Origin of the sequence: Pseudomonas sp. 14P_5.3_Bac1, from assembly GCF_025466135.1 — a bacterium.
In the GTDB taxonomy this organism is placed as follows: Bacteria; Pseudomonadota; Gammaproteobacteria; order Pseudomonadales; family Pseudomonadaceae; genus Aquipseudomonas.
Map to the genome: position 1 here is coordinate 97,707 of NZ_JANLOF010000039.1, position 21,396 is coordinate 119,102.

General features: G+C 59.4%; 18 protein-coding genes. 15 read left to right on the forward strand and 3 right to left on the reverse strand.

What is annotated here, in order from left to right; translation table 11 throughout:
* Positions 1 to 188: 188 nt before the first annotated feature.
* Entirely contained in the window at positions 189 to 2,459 is a 2,271-nt protein-coding gene (gene clpA, locus NTD89_RS09955) for an ATP-dependent Clp protease ATP-binding subunit ClpA (protein WP_106579861.1), read from the reverse strand.
* 29 nt (positions 2,460 to 2,488) lie between these two features.
* On the reverse strand, positions 2,489 to 2,857 hold the full coding sequence (gene clpS, locus NTD89_RS09960; RefSeq protein ID WP_005789091.1) for an ATP-dependent Clp protease adapter ClpS: 369 nt from the start codon (positions 2,855 to 2,857) through the stop codon (positions 2,489 to 2,491).
* Positions 2,858 to 3,080: 223 nt separating this feature from the next.
* Here clpS and cspD point away from each other — a divergent pair, with 223 nt between their 5' ends.
* Complete coding sequence (gene cspD / locus NTD89_RS09965) at positions 3,081 to 3,392, forward strand: cold shock domain-containing protein CspD (RefSeq protein WP_262207360.1); 312 nt, start codon at positions 3,081 to 3,083, stop codon at positions 3,390 to 3,392.
* 80 nt (positions 3,393 to 3,472) lie between these two features.
* Here the strand turns inward: cspD and icd are convergent, their stop codons facing one another.
* On the reverse strand, positions 3,473 to 4,729 hold the full coding sequence (gene icd, locus NTD89_RS09970) for an NADP-dependent isocitrate dehydrogenase (RefSeq protein WP_122729012.1): 1,257 nt from the start codon (positions 4,727 to 4,729) through the stop codon (positions 3,473 to 3,475).
* A gap of 493 nt (positions 4,730 to 5,222) precedes the next feature.
* On the opposite strand from icd, the gene NTD89_RS09975 reads away from it, so the two are divergent.
* The 14 genes from NTD89_RS09975 (at position 5,223) to nuoF (ending at position 21,316) form a co-directional block, all read left to right on the forward strand.
* Entirely contained in the window at positions 5,223 to 7,448 is a 2,226-nt protein-coding gene (locus NTD89_RS09975) for an NADP-dependent isocitrate dehydrogenase (RefSeq protein WP_262207365.1), read from the forward strand.
* Between the two features lie 260 nt (positions 7,449 to 7,708).
* Positions 7,709 to 8,155: an NUDIX hydrolase gene (locus NTD89_RS09980; protein ID WP_124417848.1), complete on the forward strand. Its 447-nt coding sequence runs from the start codon at positions 7,709 to 7,711 to the stop codon at positions 8,153 to 8,155.
* A 59-nt stretch (positions 8,156 to 8,214) separates the two neighbouring features.
* Positions 8,215 to 9,339, forward strand: coding sequence for a tRNA 2-thiouridine(34) synthase MnmA (gene mnmA, locus NTD89_RS09985; protein ID WP_262207367.1), 1,125 nt, complete (start codon positions 8,215 to 8,217; stop codon positions 9,337 to 9,339).
* Positions 9,336 to 9,959: a high frequency lysogenization protein HflD gene (gene hflD, locus NTD89_RS09990; protein ID WP_046068637.1), complete on the forward strand. Its 624-nt coding sequence runs from the start codon at positions 9,336 to 9,338 to the stop codon at positions 9,957 to 9,959. The genes mnmA and hflD overlap by 4 nt, the downstream gene beginning before the upstream one ends.
* 124 nt (positions 9,960 to 10,083) lie before the next feature.
* A complete protein-coding gene (gene purB, locus NTD89_RS09995; protein ID WP_242199463.1) occupies positions 10,084 to 11,454 on the forward strand; it encodes an adenylosuccinate lyase in 1,371 nt (456 codons plus the stop codon).
* A gap of 84 nt (positions 11,455 to 11,538) precedes the next feature.
* Entirely contained in the window at positions 11,539 to 12,705 is a 1,167-nt protein-coding gene (locus tag NTD89_RS10000) for a cupin domain-containing protein (RefSeq protein ID WP_124417851.1), read from the forward strand.
* Positions 12,698 to 13,120, forward strand: coding sequence for a GNAT family N-acetyltransferase (locus NTD89_RS10005; protein ID WP_145164686.1), 423 nt, complete (start codon positions 12,698 to 12,700; stop codon positions 13,118 to 13,120). Before NTD89_RS10000 ends, NTD89_RS10005 begins: the two co-directional genes overlap by 8 nt.
* 260 nt (positions 13,121 to 13,380) lie before the next feature.
* A complete protein-coding gene (locus NTD89_RS10010) occupies positions 13,381 to 14,118 on the forward strand; it encodes a secretin N-terminal domain-containing protein (RefSeq protein ID WP_145164684.1) in 738 nt (245 codons plus the stop codon).
* Between the two features lie 492 nt (positions 14,119 to 14,610).
* Entirely contained in the window at positions 14,611 to 15,936 is a 1,326-nt protein-coding gene (aceA, locus tag NTD89_RS10015; RefSeq protein WP_003219577.1) for an isocitrate lyase, read from the forward strand.
* A gap of 569 nt (positions 15,937 to 16,505) precedes the next feature.
* Complete coding sequence (locus tag NTD89_RS10020; RefSeq protein ID WP_003219575.1) at positions 16,506 to 16,919, forward strand: NADH-quinone oxidoreductase subunit A; 414 nt, start codon at positions 16,506 to 16,508, stop codon at positions 16,917 to 16,919.
* A gap of 10 nt (positions 16,920 to 16,929) precedes the next feature.
* Positions 16,930 to 17,604, forward strand: a complete 675-nt coding sequence (locus NTD89_RS10025; protein ID WP_003174719.1) for a NuoB/complex I 20 kDa subunit family protein — start codon at positions 16,930 to 16,932, stop codon at positions 17,602 to 17,604.
* Positions 17,605 to 17,676: 72 nt separating this feature from the next.
* Positions 17,677 to 19,461 (forward strand): NADH-quinone oxidoreductase subunit C/D, encoded by a 1,785-nt coding sequence (gene nuoC, locus NTD89_RS10030; protein WP_106579871.1) that lies wholly within the window; start codon positions 17,677 to 17,679, stop codon positions 19,459 to 19,461.
* A gap of 2 nt (positions 19,462 to 19,463) precedes the next feature.
* Complete coding sequence (nuoE, locus tag NTD89_RS10035; protein WP_056861694.1) at positions 19,464 to 19,961, forward strand: NADH-quinone oxidoreductase subunit NuoE; 498 nt, start codon at positions 19,464 to 19,466, stop codon at positions 19,959 to 19,961.
* The gene (nuoF, locus tag NTD89_RS10040) at positions 19,958 to 21,316 is read left to right on the forward strand and encodes an NADH-quinone oxidoreductase subunit NuoF (RefSeq protein WP_106579872.1); all 1,359 of its coding nucleotides are present in this window, start codon (positions 19,958 to 19,960) and stop codon (positions 21,314 to 21,316) included. The genes nuoE and nuoF overlap by 4 nt, the downstream gene beginning before the upstream one ends.
* Positions 21,317 to 21,396: the final 80 nt, after the last annotated feature.

Sequence of the window (21,396 nt, forward strand, 5' to 3'; positions counted from 1 at the left end):
GCGTTTTTGTGTGTGCGCGATTAATAAGGGAGTTGCTTGCCTGGCGATAGCGGTATGACAGTAAGCGCGTCGCTGACTGACCCATCCAATCGCAGGCAAGCCAGCTCCCACAGTTGATCTTCAGTGCTTGAGACAGACAGCAAAAAGGCGCCTTTGGGCGCCTTTTTGCTTTGTTGCGGTCAGCGATGTCAGGCCATTTCGGCCGTGGTTTCGAAATCGAAGGTCAGCTCGCCGTCCTTCAGATCGATATGCACCACGCCACCATGGTCGGAGAGCTCGCCGAACAGGATCTCTTCGGCCAGTGGCCGCTTGATCTTGTCCTGGATCAGACGTGCCATTGGGCGAGCGCCCATTGCCGCGTCGTAACCACCCTCCGCCAACCAATTGCGCGCCGCGTCCGTTACGTCCAGCTGCACGCGCTTGTCTTCCAACTGCGCTTGAAGCTCGGTAAGGAACTTGTCCACCACGCTTTTGATGACCTCATGGCTGAGGCGACCAAACTGGATAATGGTGTCCAGGCGGTTGCGGAACTCCGGCGTGAAGCTTTTCTTGATCACTTCCATCGCATCAGAGGAATGATCCTGATGCGTAAAGCCGATCGAAGCCCGCGCGGCGGTTTCAGCACCGGCGTTGGTGGTCATGATCACGATCACGTTGCGGAAGTCCGCCTTGCGCCCGTTATTATCAGTCAGGGTCCCGTGGTCCATGACCTGCAGCAGCAGGTTGAAGACTTCCGGGTGGGCCTTCTCGATTTCATCGAGCAGCAACACGCAATGCGGCTGCTTGGTGATTGCTTCGGTCAACAGACCGCCCTGGTCGAAACCGACGTAGCCCGGAGGCGCACCGATCAGGCGCGACACCGTGTGGCGTTCCATGTATTCGGACATGTCAAAGCGCACCAGCTCAATGCCCATGGCCTTGGCCAACTGCCGCGCTGCCTCGGTCTTGCCGACGCCGGTAGGGCCTGCGAACAGGAACGAACCGACCGGCTTGTCCGGCGACTTGAGGCCCGCGCGCGACAGCTTGATCGCGGTGGACAGCGAGTCGATGGCCGCATCCTGACCGAACACGGTGAGCTTGAGGTCACGCTCCAGGTTACGCAGCAGTTCCTTGTCGGAACTGGTGACGTGTTTTGGCGGAATCCGCGCGATCTTCGCCACGATGTCCTCGACCTGAGGCACGTCGATGCGCTTCACGCGCTTCTCGACGGGTTGCAGGCGCTGGTAGGCACCCGCCTCATCGATGACGTCGATGGCCTTGTCCGGCATATGCCGGTCATTGATGTAGCGTGACGCCAGCTCGGCCGCTGCGCGCAACGCCTCATCGGTGTACTCGATGCCATGGTGCGCTTCGAAACGCCCCTTGAGCCCACGCAGGATACCGATGGTGTCTTCAACCGAAGGCTCGGACACGTCGACTTTCTGGAAGCGACGCGCCAAGGCGCGGTCTTTCTCGAAGATCCCGCGAAATTCCTGGAAGGTGGTTGAACCGATGCAGCGGATATCACCCGACGACAGCAACGGCTTGAGCAGGTTGGAGGCGTCCATCACCCCACCGGAAGCCGCACCGGCACCAATGATGGTGTGGATCTCATCGATAAACAGGATCGCCTGCGGACGCTTTTTCAGCTCACCGAGCAGCGCCTTGAAGCGCTTCTCGAAGTCGCCACGGTACTTGGTCCCGGCGAGCAATGCGCCCAGGTCAAGGGAGTAGACGACACTGTTGGCCAGCAGGTCAGGCACCTGATTATCGACAATACGTTTGGCCAGGCCTTCAGCAATCGCGGTTTTACCCACGCCCGCCTCGCCCACCAGCAATGGGTTGTTTTTGCGACGACGCGCGAGGATCTGCGCTACACGCTCAACTTCAAGCTCGCGGCCCACCAGCGGATCGATCCGCCCCTGGCGCGCCAACTCGTTGAGGTTGCTGGCATAGGCATCCAGCGGGTTGCTTGAAGAAGAAGACTCACCGCCCTCGTCGTCCTGCATATCCTGCTCACCCTCGGAATGATCGCCGTGCCCTGGCACCTTGGAGATACCGTGGGCGATGTAGTTGACGACATCAATACGCGCAACGCTCTGCTGCTTGAGCAGAAACACTGCCTGGCTTTCCTGTTCGCTGAAGATAGCCACAAGCACATTGGCGCCTGTGACTTCACGCTTGCCGGAGCTCTGGACGTGGAATACCGCACGCTGCAAGACCCGCTGGAAGCCCAGGGTTGGCTGGGTTTCGCGGTCCTCGTCATGCACGGGGATCAGTGGCGTAGTGGAGTCGATAAACTCCTGCAGGTCATGCTTGAGTTTGTCGAGGTTGGCGCCGCACGCACGTAGCACGGTGGCGGCAGCTTCGTTATCCAAAAGTGCCAGCAGCAGGTGCTCGACGGTCATGAATTCATGACGCTTCGAACGGGCCTCCTTGAAGGCAAGATTGAGGGTGACTTCGAGCTCGCGGTTTAACATAGCTTCACCTCATACCCAAGTGGTCGGCGTTAACCGTCCTTCTCGATTTCACAGAGTAGCGGATGCTGGCTTTCCCTGGCGTACTGGTTGACCTGCATGGCCTTTGTCTCGGCGATGTCGCGGGTAAACACTCCACATACTGCCCGTCCTTCTGTGTGAACGGCCAGCATTACCTTGGTCGCCAACTCGCGGTTCAGGTTAAAAAACACCTCGAGCACTTCGACCACGAAATCCATCGGTGTGTAGTCATCATTGAACAAAACCACCTTGTACATCGGCGGCGCCTGTAAGGCAGGCTTCGCTTCCTGAACAGCAATGCCCGCAGAACCGTCGTCGTCATGTTCCTGATCCGGGCGATCCTGATTGAATGTTAGTCGAATCTGGCTGTTTGCATGCATGGAAAGAAAGGTTCGTCAGTGGTTCAAGTACAGTGATGGGGGCGACCTGTCAGAATTTCAACTCTGACCCAATGGTCGCCTTGACTATCGGCGAATCAGTGTTACAACCAATAGAGCCCACAGTGGGTAAAAAAGGTCCGCGCAGTCAACCTTATTTATTCGGGTTAGGACGGATAAACTGGATGATACTCCAGTGATGGAGTCTGGTGCAGAGGGATATGGTATGTCTGGCGTCAAGATCAATGGCAAGGTCAAATGGTTTAACAATGCCAAAGGCTACGGTTTCATAAATGCAGAAGGAAAACCCGAAGAAGATCTCTTTGCGCATTATTCAGCGATTACCATGGACGGGTACAAGACGCTGAAAGCGGGCCAAGCAGTGACATTTGAAACCATTCAGGGGCCCAAGGGACTGCACGCGATTGCAATCTCGGCGGCTGAGGCGCAAACAGAGGCGCAACCACCTGAAGAAATGCACGAAAAGAAGCTCAAGACAGATCAGCCCACTCAATCAAAGAAGAAGCAAACGGCCTGATCAGTTTTTTCAGTAAGTGCCCCACAAAAAAACCGGCCATTCCGAGACTTCAGAATGGCCGGTTTTTTATGGCCCGCGATTTACATATGCGAAATCAACGCATCACCAAAACCCGATGACGACACCAGCTTGGCGCCGTCCATCAAGCGCTCGAAGTCATAGGTCACGGTCTTGGCCGAAATCGCGCCATTGGTGCCCTTGATGATCAAGTCGGCGGCTTCGGTCCAGCCCATATGGCGCAGCATCATTTCCGCCGACAGGATCAATGAGCCCGGGTTGACCTGATCCTTGCCCGCATACTTGGGCGCCGTGCCATGGGTGGCTTCGAACATCGCCACGGTATCGGACAGGTTGGCCCCCGGCGCAATACCAATCCCTCCCACCTCCGCCGCCAGGGCGTCGGAAAGGTAGTCACCGTTCAGGTTGAGGGTCGCGATCACGTCATATTCGGCCGGACGCAGCAGAATTTGCTGAAGCATGGCATCGGCAATGGCGTCCTTGACCACCACGTTCTTGCCGGTTTTAGGATTTTTGAACTGCATCCACGGCCCACCGTCGAGCAGCGTTGCACCAAATTCTTCAGCCGCCACTTCGTAGGCCCACTCCTTGAAGGCGCCCTCGGTGAACTTCATGATGTTGCCTTTGTGCACAATGGTCAGCGAATCACGGTCGTTATCCACCACATATTGCAGGGCCTTACGCGCCAGACGTTTGGTGCCCTCTTTGGAGACCGGCTTGACGCCAATCCCGCAGTCCTGGTCGAAGCGGATCTTGGTGACGCCCATTTCTTCCTTGAGAAACTTGATCACCTTGATCGCTTCCGGCGAGCCGGCCTTCCACTCGATGCCGGCGTAAATATCCTCGGAGTTCTCACGAAAGATCGTCATATCGACATCGCCAGGCTTTTTGACCGGGCTGGGCACACCTTCAAACCAGCGCACCGGGCGCAGGCACACATACAGGTCGAGTTGTTGACGCAGGGCCACGTTCAACGAACGAATGCCACCGCCGACCGGCGTGGTCAGGGGCCCCTTGATGGAGACCACGTAATCCTTGACCGCATCCAGGGTTTCCTGGGGCAGCCAGGTGTCCTGATCGTAGACTTGAGTCGCTTTCTCGCCCGCGTAAACCTCCATCCAGGAGATCTTGCGCTTGCCGCCGTAAGCCTTTTCAACAGCGGCGTCGACCACCTTGATCATCACCGGGCTGATGTCGACGCCAATACCGTCGCCTTCTATATAAGGGATGATCGGTTGGTCAGGAACATTGAGAGAATGGTCTGCATTGACGGTGATTTTGTCGCCGACTGCCGGAACCTGAATCTTCTTGTATCCCATGCTGAACTCCATCTATGGATTGAACATCTGGCTGCGTTCGAGCCTACTCCAGATATATGGCGACTGAAACCTCACGCCACGCTCATTTGCATCGAAAACAGCATATTTGGTCGCCTACAAGCCTGAAAGCAAAGGCAAAATCGCCAATCTTGAGCACATCGCGCGACGTTAGTCGTACCTGGCAACCTGCGACCTTTAGACCAATGGACGACGCACCTTTTGTATGAAGGCTCGGCGTAAGCATAGCGACGTATGTATAATGCCGCCGCTGACCCAAGAGTCACGACAGCTGACCGCTCTAGACAGTAGCCTTCAGCCAGAAAGCAGGACTATTACAATAGTCCACCCGCTTGACGCTCGACTGATGCAACCCAACATCACCGCGAAGAAACCTCGACATTTCGCTCATGGATGACTTTGAACGAACGCGCTCCACCCGGCGCATCTCGAGTTTCTGCGCACGCTTTCAGCAAAGAAGAGAGTTAATCCGAATATGCCCACCCGCTCGAAGATCATCTACACCTTCACCGACGAAGCCCCAGCCCTCGCCACCTATTCATTGCTGCCTATCGTAGAGGCCTTCACCGCTTCCGCTGATATTGCTGTGGAAACCCGCGACATTTCCCTCGCCGCGCGCATCCTCGCAAGCTTCCCCGAGCAACTGGGCACCAAGGCTATCCCGGACCACCTCGCCGAACTGGGCGACCTGGCCGTTACGCCTGAAGCCAACATCATCAAGCTGCCTAACATCAGCGCCTCGACCCCGCAGCTGCAAGCGGCGATCAAGGAGCTGCAGGCCCAGGGCTACGCCCTGCCGGACTACCCGGAAACCGTAACCACCGACGCGGAAAAAGAAACCCGTGCACGTTACGACAAGGTCAAGGGCAGCGCCGTGAACCCGGTACTGCGCGAAGGCAACTCTGACCGCCGCGCACCGCTGTCGGTCAAGAACTACGCACGCAAGCACCCGCACAAAATGGGCGCCTGGGCTGCAGACTCCAAGTCGCACGTCGCTCACATGAGCAACGGCGACTTCTACGGCAGCGAAAAAGCCGTACAGATCGAAGCCGCTGACGCGGTGAAGATCGAGCTGGTTGCCAAAGACGGCACCGCTACCGTGCTGAAAGAAAAGACTTCGGTACAAGCTGGCGAAATCATCGACACCGCCGTGCTGAGCAAAAAAGCCCTGCGCGCGTTCATCGCCGCCGAAATCGAAGACGCCAAGAAACAAGGCGTGCTGCTGTCGGTTCACCTTAAAGCCACCATGATGAAGGTCTCCGACCCGATCATGTTCGGCCAGATCGTTGCCGAGTTCTATAAAGACGCCCTGACCAAGCACGCTGCCGTGCTGGAGCAGATCGGCTTCAACCTGAACAACGGCATCGGCGACCTGTACGCTCGCATCAAGGCCTTGCCGGCCGAGCAGCAAGCGCAGATCGAAGCCGACATTCAGGCGGTCTACGCCGCTCGCCCATCGCTTGCGATGGTCAACTCCGACAAAGGCATCACCAACCTGCACGTGCCGAGCGACGTGATCGTCGACGCCTCGATGCCGGCCATGATCCGTGACTCCGGCAAGATGTGGGGCACCGACGGCCAGCTGCACGACACCAAGGCGGTGATCCCGGATCGCTGCTACGCCACCATCTACCAAGCCGTCATCGAAGACTGCAAGGCCAATGGCGCTTTCGACCCAACCACCATGGGCAGCGTGCCAAACGTTGGCCTGATGGCGAAGAAAGCCGAAGAGTACGGCTCTCACGACAAGACCTTCCAGATCAAGGCTGACGGCGTTGTCCGCGTCACCGACAGCAAGGGCAACCTGCTGATGGAACAGGCTGTTGAAGCCGGCGACATCTTCCGCATGTGCCAGACCAAAGACGCGCCGATCCAGGACTGGGTCAAACTGGCCGTCAACCGGGCCCGCGCCAGCAGCACCCCGGCCATTTTCTGGCTGGACCCACAGCGCGCGCACGACGGCGTCGTGGTCGAGAAAGTTCAGGCCTACCTGAAAGACCACAACACCGACGGCCTGGACATCCGCATCATGTCGCCGGTCGACGCGATGAAGTTCACCCTGGAGCGCACCCGCAAAGGCCTGGACACTATCTCGGTGACCGGCAACGTACTGCGCGACTACCTGACCGACCTGTTCCCGATCATGGAACTGGGCACCAGCGCCAAGATGCTGTCGATCGTGCCGCTGATGAACGGCGGTGGCCTGTTCGAAACCGGCGCCGGCGGTTCGGCTCCGAAACACGTGCAGCAGCTGGTTGAAGAGAACTTCCTGCGCTGGGATTCCCTGGGCGAGTTCCTGGCCCTGGCAGCATCCCTTGAGCATTTGGGTGTCACTTACAACAACCCGAAAGCCCTGGTGCTGTCCAAGACCCTGGACCAGGCCACTGGCCAGTTCCTGGACAACAACAAGTCGCCATCGCGCAAAGTCGGCAACATCGACAACCGCGGCAGCCACTTCTACCTGGCGCTGTACTGGGCTCAAGCCCTGGCCGCCCAGACCGAAGACACTGCACTGCAAGCGCAGTTCGGCGAACTGGCCAAAACCCTGAGCGACAACGAGGCGACCATCGTTGCCGAGTTGAACGCCGTGCAGGGCAAGCCAGTGGACATCGGCGGCTACTACGCGCCGAACCCGGAGCTGACCAGCAAAGCCATGCGCCCAAGCAACACCCTCAACGCGGCGATTGCCAAGTTGAAGTAAGGTTGTAAGGTTGTAAGGTTGTAAGGTTGTAAGGTTGTAAGGTTGTAAGGATGCAAAGAAGCCCCGGCCCCGTGCCGGGGTTTCTGTTTGTGCCGTTCAACGCAAGAAACCGGATCAAATGTGGGAAGGAGCTTGCCCCCGAAAGCGATGGATCAGTCGAGCTATTGGTAATTGACACACCGTCATCGGGGGCAAGCCCCCTCCCACACTGACCGCAATTGTGCCCAAACACCGCGTCATATCTTGAATCGAGGCCTCCCATGACCTGGCAACCCCACATCACCGTCGCCACCCTCGTCGAAGACAACGGCCGCTTCCTGATGGTCGAGGAACTCAAGGGCGGCCGCGCCGTGCTCAACCAGCCCGCCGGCCACCTGGACCCGAACGAAACCCTGACCGAAGCCGCCGTGCGCGAAACCCTTGAAGAAACCGGCTGGGACGTCGAGGCCACCGGCATTGTCGGGATCTACCTGTACACCGCGCCCAGCAATGGCGTGACCTACCAGCGGGTCTGCTTCACCGCCAAGGCGCTGAAACACCACCCGGACTATCAACTGGACGACGGCATCGTCCGCGCCCGCTGGCTGACCCGCGACGAGCTGATGGCCCTGCGCGACGACTGGCGCAGCGAGTTGATCATCCGTTGCATCGATGATTATTTGAGCGGCCAGCGCCACAGTCTGGAACTGATCCGCCCTTCTCTTTAGCCTTGCGGACGCGAGCCTGCTAGAATCGCGTCCTTTTTAAAGACACCCGTTGAAATCCTATGCGTGATCCAGCCCCTTCTGACACACAAAAGAAGCGCGTCATCGTCGGTATGTCCGGCGGCGTGGATTCTTCCGTTTCCGCCGTTCTGCTCATGGAGCAGGGTTATGAGGTGGAAGGCCTGTTCATGAAGAACTGGGAAGAAGACGATGGAACGGAATATTGCACCGCCATGGACGACCTCGCGGACGCCCAGGCCGTGTGCGACAAGATCGGCATCAAGTTGCACACCGCCAATTTCGCCGCCGAGTACTGGGACAACGTGTTCGAGCACTTCCTGGCCGAATACAAGGCCGGCCGCACGCCGAACCCGGACATCCTGTGCAACCGCGAAATCAAGTTCAAGGCGTTTCTCGACTACGCCATGATCCTTGGCGCGGACCTGATTGCTACCGGCCACTACGTGCGCCGTCGCGACGTGGATGACCGCACCGAACTGCTCAAAGGCCTGGACCCGAACAAGGACCAGAGCTACTTCCTGCACGCCGTCGGCGGCGAACAGATCGCCAAGACCCTGTTCCCGGTGGGCGAGCTGGAAAAACCCGAAGTGCGCCGGATCGCCGAGAAACACGGCCTGGCCACCGCCAAGAAAAAGGACTCCACCGGAATCTGCTTTATCGGCGAGCGCCGCTTCAGCGACTTCCTCAAGCAGTACCTGCCGGCGCAACCGGGTGAAATCAAAACCACCGAAGGTGATGTCATCGGTCGCCACCACGGCCTGATGTACCACACCATCGGCCAGCGTCAGGGCCTGGGCATCGGCGGTTTGAAAGACGCAGGTGAAGAGCCGTGGTACGTGCTGGTCAAGGACCTGGAAAACAATGTGCTGATCGTTGGCCAGGGCAATGAACACCCGCTGCTGTTCTCGGGCGCGCTGCTGGCCTCGGAGATCTATTGGGTCAACCCGATCGACCTAAGCACGCCGCGCCGCCTGACCGCCAAGGTGCGCTATCGCCAGAGCGACCAGCCTTGCACCCTGGAGAAAACCGCCAGTGGCTATCGCGCCACGTTCGATGACCCGCAACGCGCGGTCACGCCTGGCCAGTCCGTGGTGTTTTATGACGGCGAAATTTGCCTGGGGGGCGGTGTGATTGAAGTCGCCGAACCCTGGAGCAACCCGGCATGAGCCCGACCCAGGAGCAACTGACCGCACTCGGTGGGGTTTTCCTCGCTGCGGTACTGGTCGACAAGATCGCCAAGACCGGCCAGGTGACTGAGGCAGGCCTGACCTGCATGCTCGGCAGCCTGCTGATCCGCGACCCCAAGGACACCCTGGAAGTCTATGGCGGCGACGACCTGGCGCTGCGCGAAGGCTATCGCGCGCTGATCGGCGCACTGGAGCGCGATCCGAGCACCTTGCAGCGCGAACCCCTGCGCTACGCCCTGTCGATGCTCGGCCTTGAGCGCCAATTGGCCAAGCGTGACGACATGCTCGAGACCATCGGCAAGCGCCTGCCGCAGATCCAATCCCAGGTCGAGCACTTCGGCCCGGCCCACGAAAACGTGATCGCCGCCTGCGGCGCGCTGTACCAGGACACCTTGAGCACCTTGCGCCAACGCATCCAGGTGCACGGCGACATGCGCAACCTGCAGCAACCGAACAATGCCTCTAAAATCCGCGCCCTGCTCCTGGCCGGTATCCGTTCGGCACGGTTGTGGCGCCAGTTGGGCGGTCATCGTTGGCAACTGGTGATCAGCCGACGCAAATTGCTCAAAGAGCTTTACCCGTTGATGCGCAACGAATAAGTCGCAGCAACCAGGATTTTTATCGCCTCACGCGTAATACGCCGGTCAGTTGGCAACGGACCGGCGGATTTTTTCATGTATGATACGCGCCCCATTTCGTTGCCCGACTGTCCGAGAACACCCCATGCAGCTTTCTTCGCTCACTGCGGTTTCCCCTGTTGACGGCCGCTACGCCGGCAAAACCCAGGCCCTGCGCCCTATTTTCAGCGAATACGGCTTGATCCGTGCTCGTGTTCTGGTTGAGGTGCGCTGGCTCCAGCGCCTGGCCGCCCACCCTGGCATCAGCGAAGTGCCGGCGTTCTCCGCCGAAGCCAACGCGGTGCTGAACGCCCTGGCGGAAAACTTCGCTCTGGAGCACGCCGAGCGTGTCAAAGAGATCGAGCGCACCACCAACCACGACGTAAAAGCCATCGAATACCTGCTCAAAGAGCAAGCGGCCAAGCTGCCGGAACTGGCCAAGGTCAGCGAGTTCATCCACTTTGCCTGCACCAGCGAGGACATCAACAACCTGTCCCACGCCCTGATGCTGCGCGAAGGCCGCGATGACGTGATGCTGCCGCTGATGCGCCAGACCGCCAACGCCATCCGCGAACTGGCGATCCGTTTCGCCGACGTGCCGATGCTGTCGCGCACCCACGGCCAACCGGCTTCGCCGACCACGCTGGGCAAAGAACTGGCCAACGTGGTGTACCGCCTGGAGCGTCAGATCGCTCAAGTCGCCGCCGTACCGCTGCTGGGCAAAATCAACGGCGCCGTGGGCAACTACAACGCCCACCTCTCTGCCTACCCGGAAATCGACTGGGAAGAAAATGCCCGCGCCTTCATCGAAGACGAGCTGGGCCTGGGCTTCAACCCGTACACCACGCAGATCGAACCGCACGACTACATCGCCGAGCTGTTCGACGCGATTGCGCGCTTCAACACCATCCTGATCGACTTTGATCGCGATATCTGGGGCTACATCTCCCTGGGCTACTTCAAGCAGCGCACCATTGCCGGTGAAATCGGTTCGTCGACCATGCCGCACAAGGTCAACCCGATCGACTTCGAAAACTCCGAAGGCAACCTCGGCATCGCCAACGCCCTGTTCCAGCACCTGGCCAGCAAGTTGCCGATCTCCCGCTGGCAGCGCGACCTGACCGACTCCACCGTACTGCGCAACCTCGGCGTGGGCTTCGCTCACAGCGTGATCGCGTACGAAGCCAGCCTCAAAGGCATCAGCAAGCTTGAGCTCAACGAGCAGAAAATCGCCGCTGACCTGGACGCGTGCTGGGAAGTGTTGGCCGAGCCGATTCAGACCGTGATGCGCCGCTACAACATCGAAAACCCGTACGAGAAGCTTAAAGAATTGACGCGCGGCAAGGGCATCAGCCCCGAGGCGCTGCAAACTTTCATCGACGGCCTGGAGATGCCAGCCGCTGCCAAGGCCGAGCTGAAACTGCTCACCCCGGCCAACTACATCGGCAACGCGGTGGCCCAAGCCAAGCGCATCTGATTCGCGCAAGCCCTCTTGAGACGCCCGGCCGCGCCGGGCGTTTTTATTCCTGTCTTAAAAGTGCTTTCTTTCAATAGGTTACACATGAATCCTGATATTCCTCTTCAACTTCTGGGCGGCATCACGGCACGCGAATTCCTGCGCGACTACTGGCAGAAAAAACCGTTGCTGATCCGTCAGGCCATCCCTGACTTCGAAAGCCCGATCGACGCCGACGAACTGGCCGGCTTAGCCCTGGAAGAAGAAGTTGAATCGCGCCTGGTGATCGAACACGGCGAACGCCCGTGGGAGCTGCGTCGCGGCCCATTCGCCGAAGACGCCTTCAGCACCCTGCCCGAGCGTGAGTGGACCCTGCTGGTGCAGGCCGTCGATCAGTTCGTGCCGGAAGTCGCCGAGTTGCTGGAGCACTTCCGCTTCCTGCCAAGCTGGCGCATCGACGATGTGATGATCAGCTTTGCCGCACCCGGCGGCAGCGTTGGCCCGCACTTCGATAACTACGACGTGTTCCTGCTGCAAGCCCAAGGCAAGCGGAACTGGAAAATCGGCCAGATGTGCAACTCCGAAAGCCCGCTGCTGCAGCATGCCGACCTGCGCATCCTCGCCGAGTTCGAACAAAGCGAAGAATGGGTGCTGGAACCGGGCGATATGCTCTACCTGCCGCCGCGCCTGGCACACTTCGGTATCGCCGAAGATGACTGCATGACCTATTCGGTAGGCTTTCGCGCGCCAAGCGCCGCTGAAGTGCTGACCCACTTCACCGACTTCCTCAGCCAGTACCTGACGGACGAAGAGCGTTACACCGACGCCGACGCCCAGCCGGCAAGCGACCCGCACCAGATCCAGGGTGACGCGCTGGACCGCCTGAAGAGCCTGCTGGCCGAGCACATGAGCGACGAGCGCATGCTGCTGACCTGGTTTGGCCAGTTCATGACCGAGCCGCGCTACCCTGAACTGGTGGCGGGCGAAGAATTGGGCGAAGAGGACTTCGTCAACAGCCTGGAAGGCGGCGCGATCCTGGTGCGCAACCCAAGCGCGCGCATGGCGTGGTCGGAAGTCGATGACGATGTACTGCTGTTCGCCAGCGGTCAGAGCCGTTACCTGCCAGGCAAACTGCGCGAGCTGTTGAAGCTGGTGTGCTCGGCCGACGCCTTGCACAGCGAAAACCTCGGCGAGTGGCTCGCAGACGAAGACGGTCGCGACCTGCTGTGCGAATTGGTCAAGCAAGGAAGCCTGGGATTTGCCGATGAATAAGATTCACGTAAGTGTCGCGGACTGGCGAAAGGATATCGACGAGATTCGGCGCATTCGTGAAGCGGTATTTATCGCTGAGCAATCGGTTCCACCTGAGCTTGAGTGGGACGCGGACGACGCCGACGCCGTGCATTTTCTGGCGTTCGAAGGCGATTTTCCGATTGGTACTGCGCGCCTGCTGCCCAGTGGCGAGATCGGGCGCGTGTCGGTGCTCAAGGACTGGCGCGGCCTGAAGGTTGGCGACAAGCTGATGGAAGCGGTGATTGGGCTGGCCGAGCAACGCGGCCAGACCAAGCAGTTTCTGAGTGCGCAGGTGTATGCGGCGCCGTTCTATGAGCGGCTGGGTTTCAAGATTGTCAGCGATGAGTTTCTTGAAGTCGGGATTCCGCATGTGGACATGGTGCGCGAAGGCTGATCCCTGTGGCGAGCGGGCTTGGCCCGCGCTGGGCTGCGCAGCGGCCCTAAAACCAGACGCCGCGTTCTTTCTGAAAGAACGCGGCGTTTTTTATTGGGGCTGCTGCGCAGCCCAACGCGGGGCAAGCCCGCTCGCCACAACAAGCTCGCTCACCACAACGAGGCCGCTCACTGCACCAAGCCGGCTCACGACTAAACTTGCGACCTGCCAGGCCGACAAACTGGCACTATCACGCTAAATGACTCGCAGAGATAACGGACATGTCCCTACGCACCCTGCTCACCGCCCTCCTCCTGACTGTCAGCGCCTCGGCAATCGCCGACACCGCGGTCGTCAACCTGAGCAACCGCACCAGCGCCGACCTGCTGCCAGTGGCGCAGAACTTCATCGGCAAGGACGGCAGCGTCAGCGCCTACGGCAACCAGCTGATTGTGAAAGCCGACCCGGGCAAGATCGAGGACCTGCGCGCGCTGCTCGCGCAGTTGGACACACCCGCCAAGCGCCTGCTGATTACCGTCGACACCAACGAAAACAACCAGCAGAACAGCGGCGACAACCAGACGCGCATCATCAGCTACGGTACCGCCAGCCGCGACGGCGGCATCCAGCAGATCCAGGCCAGCGAAGGCGTGCCCGCGCTGATCCAGGTTGGCCAGAGCGTACCGCTGACCACTACTCAGCCCGACGCCTACGGCCGCCCGCAAAACCAGACCCAGTATCGCAACGTCACCCAGGGCTTTTACGTCACCGCCAGCGTCACCGGCGAGACCGTGCACCTGGCCATCAGCACCAACCGTGACCGCATGAGCCAGGAACGTCCCGATGTAGTGAACGTTCAGAGTACCGACACAACTGTCAGCGGCAGGCTGGGCGAGTGGATCCCCCTGGCCGGCATCAACCGTGAGACCCAGGCCGACAAATCCTCTACAACCCGCAATTACTCTACTCAAGGCCGTGATGACCTGACTTTGCGGGTCAAGGTCGACACCTTGAACTGAAGCACCAAAAACTGACTGACGAGTCGTCTTAGACTAAAGATGTAGTGCTTTAAAAAAAGCACTACAAAACATTTGACGATCCAAAAAAGCCTGTGCATGATGGCCTCGCTCCCGCTAATCAGGGGCCCTGGCAAGGGCCTTCGGATCGCCGCTCTAAGCTACCCACCTGAGCCGATTCGTGTCTGTACCGCCCACAAGGTGTGTTTGACGAGGTTGCGACTGGAACGAAGTTGTCCCGAGGGACGGAAGCTAACCAGGTAACCCGGCTACACACTGATGGATCGTACAAAGGCCCACGATGCCCGAAGACCGTTCGCAGTTCGCCCTTACCTGCTCAACTCCCCCTTGAGCCTGTCGTTCATCCCGTCGCCCTCCCCGCCAAACCCGGCTTGACCGCCAAGCTTCTGGTCAGCGAGCAGCCATCACCACGCACCGAGTACGTGGCTGGCAAATGGAATTTTCCACCTAGACCTATGCGACGAGGTTTTTCCCATGGCACTGACACGCGAACAGCAAATTGCAGCCCTTGAAAAAGATTGGGCTGAAAACCCACGCTGGAAAGGCGTAACCCGCGCTTATTCCGCTGCTGACGTCGTCCGCCTGCGTGGCTCGGTTCAACCTGAGCACACCTTTGCAAAACTCGGCGCCGAGAAGTTGTGGAAGCTGGTCACCCAGGGTGCCAAGCCGTCCTTCCGTCCCGAAAAAGATTTCGTCAACTGCATGGGCGCCCTCACTGGCGGCCAGGCAGTCCAGCAGGTAAAAGCCGGTATCCAGGCGATCTACCTGTCCGGCTGGCAAGTGGCAGCGGACAACAACTCCGCTGAATCCATGTACCCCGACCAATCGCTGTACCCGGTGGACTCCGTGCCAACCGTGGTCAAGCGCATCAACAACTCGTTCCGCCGCGCCGACCAGATCCAGTGGAAAGCCGGTAAAGGCCCGGGCGACGAAGGCTACATCGACTATTTCGCACCAATCGTGGCGGACGCTGAAGCCGGTTTCGGCGGCGTACTCAACGCCTACGAGCTGATGAAGAGCATGATCGAGGCTGGCGCTGCCGGCGTGCACTTCGAAGACCAACTGGCGTCGGTGAAGAAATGCGGCCACATGGGCGGCAAGGTACTGGTGCCGACTCAGGAAGCCGTACAGAAGCTGACTGCTGCTCGTTTGGCTGCTGACGTTGCAGGCACCCCGACCATCATCCTGGCCCGTACCGATGCCAACGCCGCTGACTTGCTGACGTCGGACTGCGACCCGTACGACCAGCCGTTCGTGACGGGCGAACGTACCCAGGAAGGCTTCTACAAAGTGCGCGCCGGCCTCGACCAGGCCATCGCTCGCGGCCTGGCCTACGCGCCGTACGCCGACCTGATCTGGTGCGAAACCGCCAAGCCGGACCTGGACGAAGCGCGTCGCTTTGCCGAAGCGATCAAGAAGGAATACCCGGACCAGCTGCTGTCCTACAACTGCTCGCCTTCTTTCAACTGGAAGAAGAACCTGGACGACGCGACCATCGCCAAGTTCCAGCGCGAACTGTCCGCCATGGGTTACAAGCACCAGTTCATCACCCTGGCCGGCATTCACAACATGTGGCACAGCATGTTCAACCTGGCGCATGACTACGCCCGCAACGACATGACCGCCTACGTGAAGCTGCAGGAGCAGGAATTCGCTGACGCAGCCAAGGGTTACACCTTTGTGGCGCACCAGCAGGAAGTCGGCACGGGCTACTTCGACGACATGACCACCGTGATCCAGGGCGGCACCTCGTCCGTGACCGCGTTGACCGGTTCGACCGAAGAAGAGCAGTTCCACTAAGTAGCGAGTACACGGCCATTGCGGCCCCATGGAAGACCTAACCGCATTGCCGCACAGCAATCACGCCCCGACTGGTTCGGGGCGTTTTTTTGCCCGGAAAAAACGCCCTGAGACACAGGAGATTAAAAATGTGGGAATGCATGCAACCTGAAGGTTTTGCGCAAAACATTGATCCAGAGCGGTGTTTGCCCGAATCAAATCAGTTAAAAGATCCCCACCTGCAACTAAGCACCAATCAAGCAAGTAACGGCAACTTCCCCCGCCACACGAGAAACATTCGCTTAAACCCTGCGCAAACAATATTCATTATCATTTAGCGCATGAAAACTTCGTTACCCGTTAAACAAAACAGAATTGATTAAATGCCCGCTAATCCCCGCCCCACAAGGGTTACAGCCCCAAGAAGGTGCACTATGTGCTTATTCCATCGAATAATTTCGCTATCGGAATTTTACTTGCCCGGTGTTTAGCCATAAAATCACCGCGATTGATTGCAGTGCGACATATCGTCACTGCATCGTTACTTTTTCGAGCTCAGAGACCTTTGCTCTCTGTTAAGGATTTCCAGCATGACCGAAGCGACAGGACTCATGGCCCACAACTGGGGCTTTGCCATTTTCCTCCTCGGTGTTGTCGGCCTTTGCGCCTTCATGCTTGGTGTCTCCAGCCTCCTCGGGTCAAAAGCCTGGGGCCGCAGCAAAAATGAACCGTTCGAGTCCGGCATGCTGCCTACAGGTGGCGCCCGCTTGCGGCTCTCAGCCAAATTCTATCTGGTCGCGATGCTGTTCGTGATCTTCGATATCGAAGCCCTCTTTCTCTTTGCCTGGTCTGTGTCCGTCCGCGAAAGCGGCTGGACCGGATTCGTCGAAGCCCTCGTTTTCATAGCAATTCTGTTGGCAGGCCTTGTCTACCTATTTCGAGTGGGCGCCCTTGACTGGGCTCCGGAAGCTCGTCGCAAGCGGCAAGCGAAGCTGAAACAATGAGGCTTTGGCGATGCAATACAATCTCACCAGGATCGACCCGGATGCTCCTAACGAGCAGTACCCAATCGGCGAACGCGAAACCGTTTCCGACCCGTTAGAAGACCAAGTCCACAAAAACATCTACATGGGCAAGCTCGAAGACGTGCTGAGTGGCGCGGTCAACTGGGGGCGTAAGAACTCCCTGTGGCCGTACAACTTCGGTCTTTCGTGCTGCTACGTGGAAATGACCACCGCCTTCACGGCGCCCCACGACATCGCGCGCTTTGGCGCCGAAGTTATTCGGGCATCACCGCGCCAGGCGGATTTCATGGTTATCGCCGGCACCTGCTTTATCAAGATGGCGCCGATCATTCAGCGTCTCTACGAGCAAATGCTCGAGCCAAAGTGGGTTATCTCCATGGGTTCGTGCGCCAACTCCGGTGGCATGTACGACATCTACTCCGTCGTTCAAGGGGTGGACAAGTTCCTGCCCGTGGACGTCTACGTGCCTGGCTGCCCGCCCCGCCCCGAAGCATTTCTGCAAGGCTTGATGCTGTTGCAGGAATCGATTGGCAAGGAGCGTCGCCCACTTTCCTGGGTTGTCGGCGATCAAGGCGTGTATCGCGCCGAGATGCCGTCACAAAAGGAACAGCGCCGCGAACAGCGAATCGCAGTCACCAACCTGCGCAGCCCCGACGAAGTCTGATCCAGCACCGCTTCTTTTATAGAACGAAAACCTGGCTTCATTCTTTACGTTGACCGAAAGCGATAAAAAACCATGACTACAGGCAGTGCTCGACGCATCCCGCCTTATAAGGCAGACGACCAGGATGTGGTTGTCGAACTCAATAACCGTTTTGGCCCTGACGCCTTCACCGCCCAGGCCACACGCACCGGTATGCCGGTGCTGTGGGTGGCGCGTGCCAAGCTCGTCGAAGTCCTGACTTTCCTGCGCAACCTGCCCAAGCCGTACGTCATGCTCTATGACCTGCATGGCGTGGACGAGCGTCTGCGCACCAAGCGCCAGGGGCTGCCGAGCGGCGCCGATTTCACCGTGTTCTATCACTTGATGTCGCTGGAGCGTAACAGCGACGTGATGATCAAGGTTGCCCTGTCCGAAAGCGACCTGAGCATTCCGACCATCACCGGCATCTGGCCGAACGCCAGCTGGTATGAGCGCGAAGTCTGGGACATGTTCGGCATCGACTTCCCGGGCCACCCGCACCTGACGCGCATCATGATGCCGCCCACCTGGGAAGGTCACCCGCTGCGCAAGGACTACCCTGCGCGCGCTACCGAATTCGATCCGTTCAGCCTGACGCTCGCCAAGCAGCAGCTGGAAGAAGAGGCTGCACGCTTCCGTCCGGAAGACTGGGGCATGAAACGCTCCGGCACCAACGAGGACTACATGTTCCTCAACCTGGGCCCGAACCACCCTTCGGCCCACGGTGCCTTCCGTATCATCCTGCAACTGGACGGCGAAGAAATCGTCGACTGCGTGCCGGACATCGGCTACCACCACCGTGGTGCCGAGAAGATGGCCGAACGTCAGTCCTGGCACAGCTTCATTCCGTACACCGACCGTATCGACTACCTCGGCGGCGTGATGAACAACCTGCCGTACGTGCTCTCGGTCGAGAAGCTGGCCGGCATCAAGGTGCCGGACCGCGTCGACACCATCCGCATCATGATGGCCGAGTTCTTCCGGATCACCAGCCACCTGCTGTTCCTGGGTACCTACATCCAGGACGTTGGCGCCATGACCCCGGTGTTCTTCACCTTCACCGACCGTCAGCGCGCCTACAAGGTTATCGAAGCCATCACCGGTTTCCGTCTGCACCCGGCCTGGTACCGCATCGGCGGCGTGGCGCACGACCTGCCAAACGGCTGGGAGCGCCTGGTCAAGGAATTCATCGACTGGATGCCCAAGCGTCTGGACGAGTACCAGAAAGCCGCGCTGGACAACAGCATCCTCAAGGGTCGCACCATCGGCGTCGCGCAGTACAACACCAAAGAGGCCCTGGAATGGGGCGTCACCGGTGCCGGCCTGCGTTCCACCGGCTGCGACTTCGACCTGCGTAAAGCACGCCCGTACTCCGGCTACGAGAACTTCGAATTCGAAGTACCGCTGGCGGCCAACGGCGATGCCTACGACCGTTGCATCGTGCGCGTCGAAGAAATGCGCCAGAGCCTGAAGATCATCGAGCAGTGCATGCGCAACATGCCGGCAGGTCCGTACAAGGCGGATCACCCGCTGACCACGCCGCCGCCGAAAGAACGCACGCTGCAGCACATCGAAACCCTGATCACGCACTTCCTGCAAGTTTCGTGGGGCCCGGTCATGCCGGCCAACGAATCCTTCCAGATGATTGAAGCGACCAAGGGTATCAACAGTTATTACCTGACGAGCGATGGCGGCACCATGAGCTACCGCACCCGGATTCGTACCCCAAGCTTCGCGCACTTGCAGCAGATCCCTTCGGTGATCAAAGGCGAGATGGTCGCGGACTTGATTGCGTACCTGGGTAGTATCGATTTCGTTATGGCCGACGTGGACCGCTAAGCATGAACAGCACGCTTATCCAAACAGATCGTTTCACCCTGAGTGAAACCGAGCGCTCGGCCATCGAGCACGAGCTGCATCACTACGAAGACCCGCGCGCGGCGTCGATCGAAGCCTTGAAGATCGTCCAGAAGGAACGTGGCTGGGTGCCGGACGGCGCCCTCTACGCCATCGGCGAGATCCTCGGCATCCCGGCCAGCGACGTTGAAGGCGTGGCCACGTTCTACAGCCAGATCTTCCGTCAGCCGGTGGGCCGCCACATCATTCGCGTGTGCGACAGCATGGTCTGCTACATCGGTGGCCACGAGTCAGTGGTCAGCGAGATCCAGAACAAACTGGGCATCGGCCTCGGCCAAACCACCGCGGACGGGCGCTTCACGCTGCTGCCGGTGTGCTGCCTGGGCAACTGCGACAAGGCGCCGGCGTTGATGATCGACGACGACACATTCGGTGACGTGCAGCCTGCTGGCGTGACCCAATTGCTCGAGGGCTACCCATGACCCTTACATCTTTCGGCCCGGCCAACCTGATCAAGCGTTCGGCCGAGACTCACCCGCTGACCTGGCGCCTGCGTGACGACGGCGAGCCTGTATGGCTCGACGAGTACCAGGCCAAGAACGGTTACGCCGCCGCGCGCAAAGCCTTCGCCGACATGGCTCAGGACGACATTGTCCAGACCGTGAAAGACGCCGGCCTTAAAGGCCGCGGCGGTGCAGGCTTCCCCACGGGCGTTAAGTGGGGCCTGATGCCCAAAGACGAATCCATCAACATCCGCTACCTGCTGTGCAACGCGGATGAAATGGAGCCCAACACCTGGAAAGACCGCATGCTGATGGAGCAACTGCCCCATCTGCTGATCGAAGGCATGCTGATCAGCGCCCGTGCGCTGAAAACCTACCGGGGCTACATCTTCCTGCGTGGCGAATACACCACCGCCGCCAAGCACCTCACCCGTGCCGTGGAAGAAGCCAAGGCTGCTGGCCTGTTGGGCAAGAACATCCTGGGTTCCGGTTTTGACTTCGAACTGTTCGTGCACACCGGCGCCGGGCGTTACATCTGCGGTGAAGAAACCGCACTGATCAACTCCCTCGAAGGCCGCCGCGCCAACCCGCGCTCCAAGCCGCCCTTCCCTGCCGCCGTAGGCGTGTGGGGCAAGCCGACCTGCGTAAACAACGTGGAAACCCTGTGCAACGTGCCGGCGATCATCGCCGACGGCGTGGACTGGTATAAATCGTTGGCCCGCGAAGGCAGTGAAGACATGGGCACCAAGCTCATGGGCTTCTCCGGCAAGGTCAAGAACCCTGGCCTGTGGGAGCTGCCGTTCGGCGTGACCGCACGCGAGCTGTTCGAGGACTACGCCGGCGGCATGCGCGACGGCTACACCTTGAAAGCCTGGCAGCCAGGCGGCGCCGGCACCGGTTTCCTGCTGCCTGAGCACCTGGACGCACAAATGTATGCCGGCGGCATCGGCAAGGTCGGCACCCGTATGGGGACCGGCCTGGCGATGGCGGTGGACAACACCGTGAACATGGTCTCGCTGCTGCGCAACATGGAGCAGTTCTTCTCCCGCGAATCCTGCGGTTTCTGCACCCCATGCCGTGACGGTTTGCCCTGGAGCGTGAAGCTCTTGATGGCAATCGAGAAAGGCGAAGGCCAGCCAGGCGACATCGAGACCTTGCTGGGTCTGGTCGGTTTCCTCGGCCCAGGCAAGACCTTCTGTGCTCACGCACCGGGCGCCGTGGAACCATTGGGCAGCGCAATCAAATACTTCCGCTCTGAATTCGAGGCTGGCATCGCACCTGCGCGCGCCGGCGATCTGAATCAGGTGGTCACACCGACCATGGTCGGTGCGTAACGCTTAAAAAGGCGAAGGGCCCGTGCGCTTCGCTTTCTCATGTGCTGACGCCTTTATGGCTGTGTAGATGCACATGAATA

Coding starts and splice junctions, on each gene's coding strand:
- purB (WP_242199463.1), top strand. CDS start 10,084: ATGCAGCTTTCTTCGCTCACTGCGGTTTCCCCTGTTGACGGCCGCTAC.
- cspD (WP_262207360.1), top strand. CDS start 3,081: ATGTCTGGCGTCAAGATCAATGGCAAGGTCAAATGGTTTAACAATGCC.
- aceA (WP_003219577.1), top strand. CDS start 14,611: ATGGCACTGACACGCGAACAGCAAATTGCAGCCCTTGAAAAAGATTGG.
- NTD89_RS10010 (WP_145164684.1), top strand. CDS start 13,381: ATGTCCCTACGCACCCTGCTCACCGCCCTCCTCCTGACTGTCAGCGCC.
- NTD89_RS10000 (WP_124417851.1), top strand. CDS start 11,539: ATGAATCCTGATATTCCTCTTCAACTTCTGGGCGGCATCACGGCACGC.
- hflD (WP_046068637.1), top strand. CDS start 9,336: ATGAGCCCGACCCAGGAGCAACTGACCGCACTCGGTGGGGTTTTCCTC.
- NTD89_RS10005 (WP_145164686.1), top strand. CDS start 12,698: ATGAATAAGATTCACGTAAGTGTCGCGGACTGGCGAAAGGATATCGAC.
- mnmA (WP_262207367.1), top strand. CDS start 8,215: ATGCGTGATCCAGCCCCTTCTGACACACAAAAGAAGCGCGTCATCGTC.
- NTD89_RS10020 (WP_003219575.1), top strand. CDS start 16,506: ATGACCGAAGCGACAGGACTCATGGCCCACAACTGGGGCTTTGCCATT.
- NTD89_RS10025 (WP_003174719.1), top strand. CDS start 16,930: ATGCAATACAATCTCACCAGGATCGACCCGGATGCTCCTAACGAGCAG.
- nuoE (WP_056861694.1), top strand. CDS start 19,464: ATGAACAGCACGCTTATCCAAACAGATCGTTTCACCCTGAGTGAAACC.
- nuoF (WP_106579872.1), top strand. CDS start 19,958: ATGACCCTTACATCTTTCGGCCCGGCCAACCTGATCAAGCGTTCGGCC.
- clpA (WP_106579861.1), bottom strand. CDS start 2,459: ATGTTAAACCGCGAGCTCGAAGTCACCCTCAATCTTGCCTTCAAGGAG.
- NTD89_RS09980 (WP_124417848.1), top strand. CDS start 7,709: ATGACCTGGCAACCCCACATCACCGTCGCCACCCTCGTCGAAGACAAC.
- icd (WP_122729012.1), bottom strand. CDS start 4,729: ATGGGATACAAGAAGATTCAGGTTCCGGCAGTCGGCGACAAAATCACC.
- NTD89_RS09975 (WP_262207365.1), top strand. CDS start 5,223: ATGCCCACCCGCTCGAAGATCATCTACACCTTCACCGACGAAGCCCCA.
- clpS (WP_005789091.1), bottom strand. CDS start 2,857: ATGCATGCAAACAGCCAGATTCGACTAACATTCAATCAGGATCGCCCG.
- nuoC (WP_106579871.1), top strand. CDS start 17,677: ATGACTACAGGCAGTGCTCGACGCATCCCGCCTTATAAGGCAGACGAC.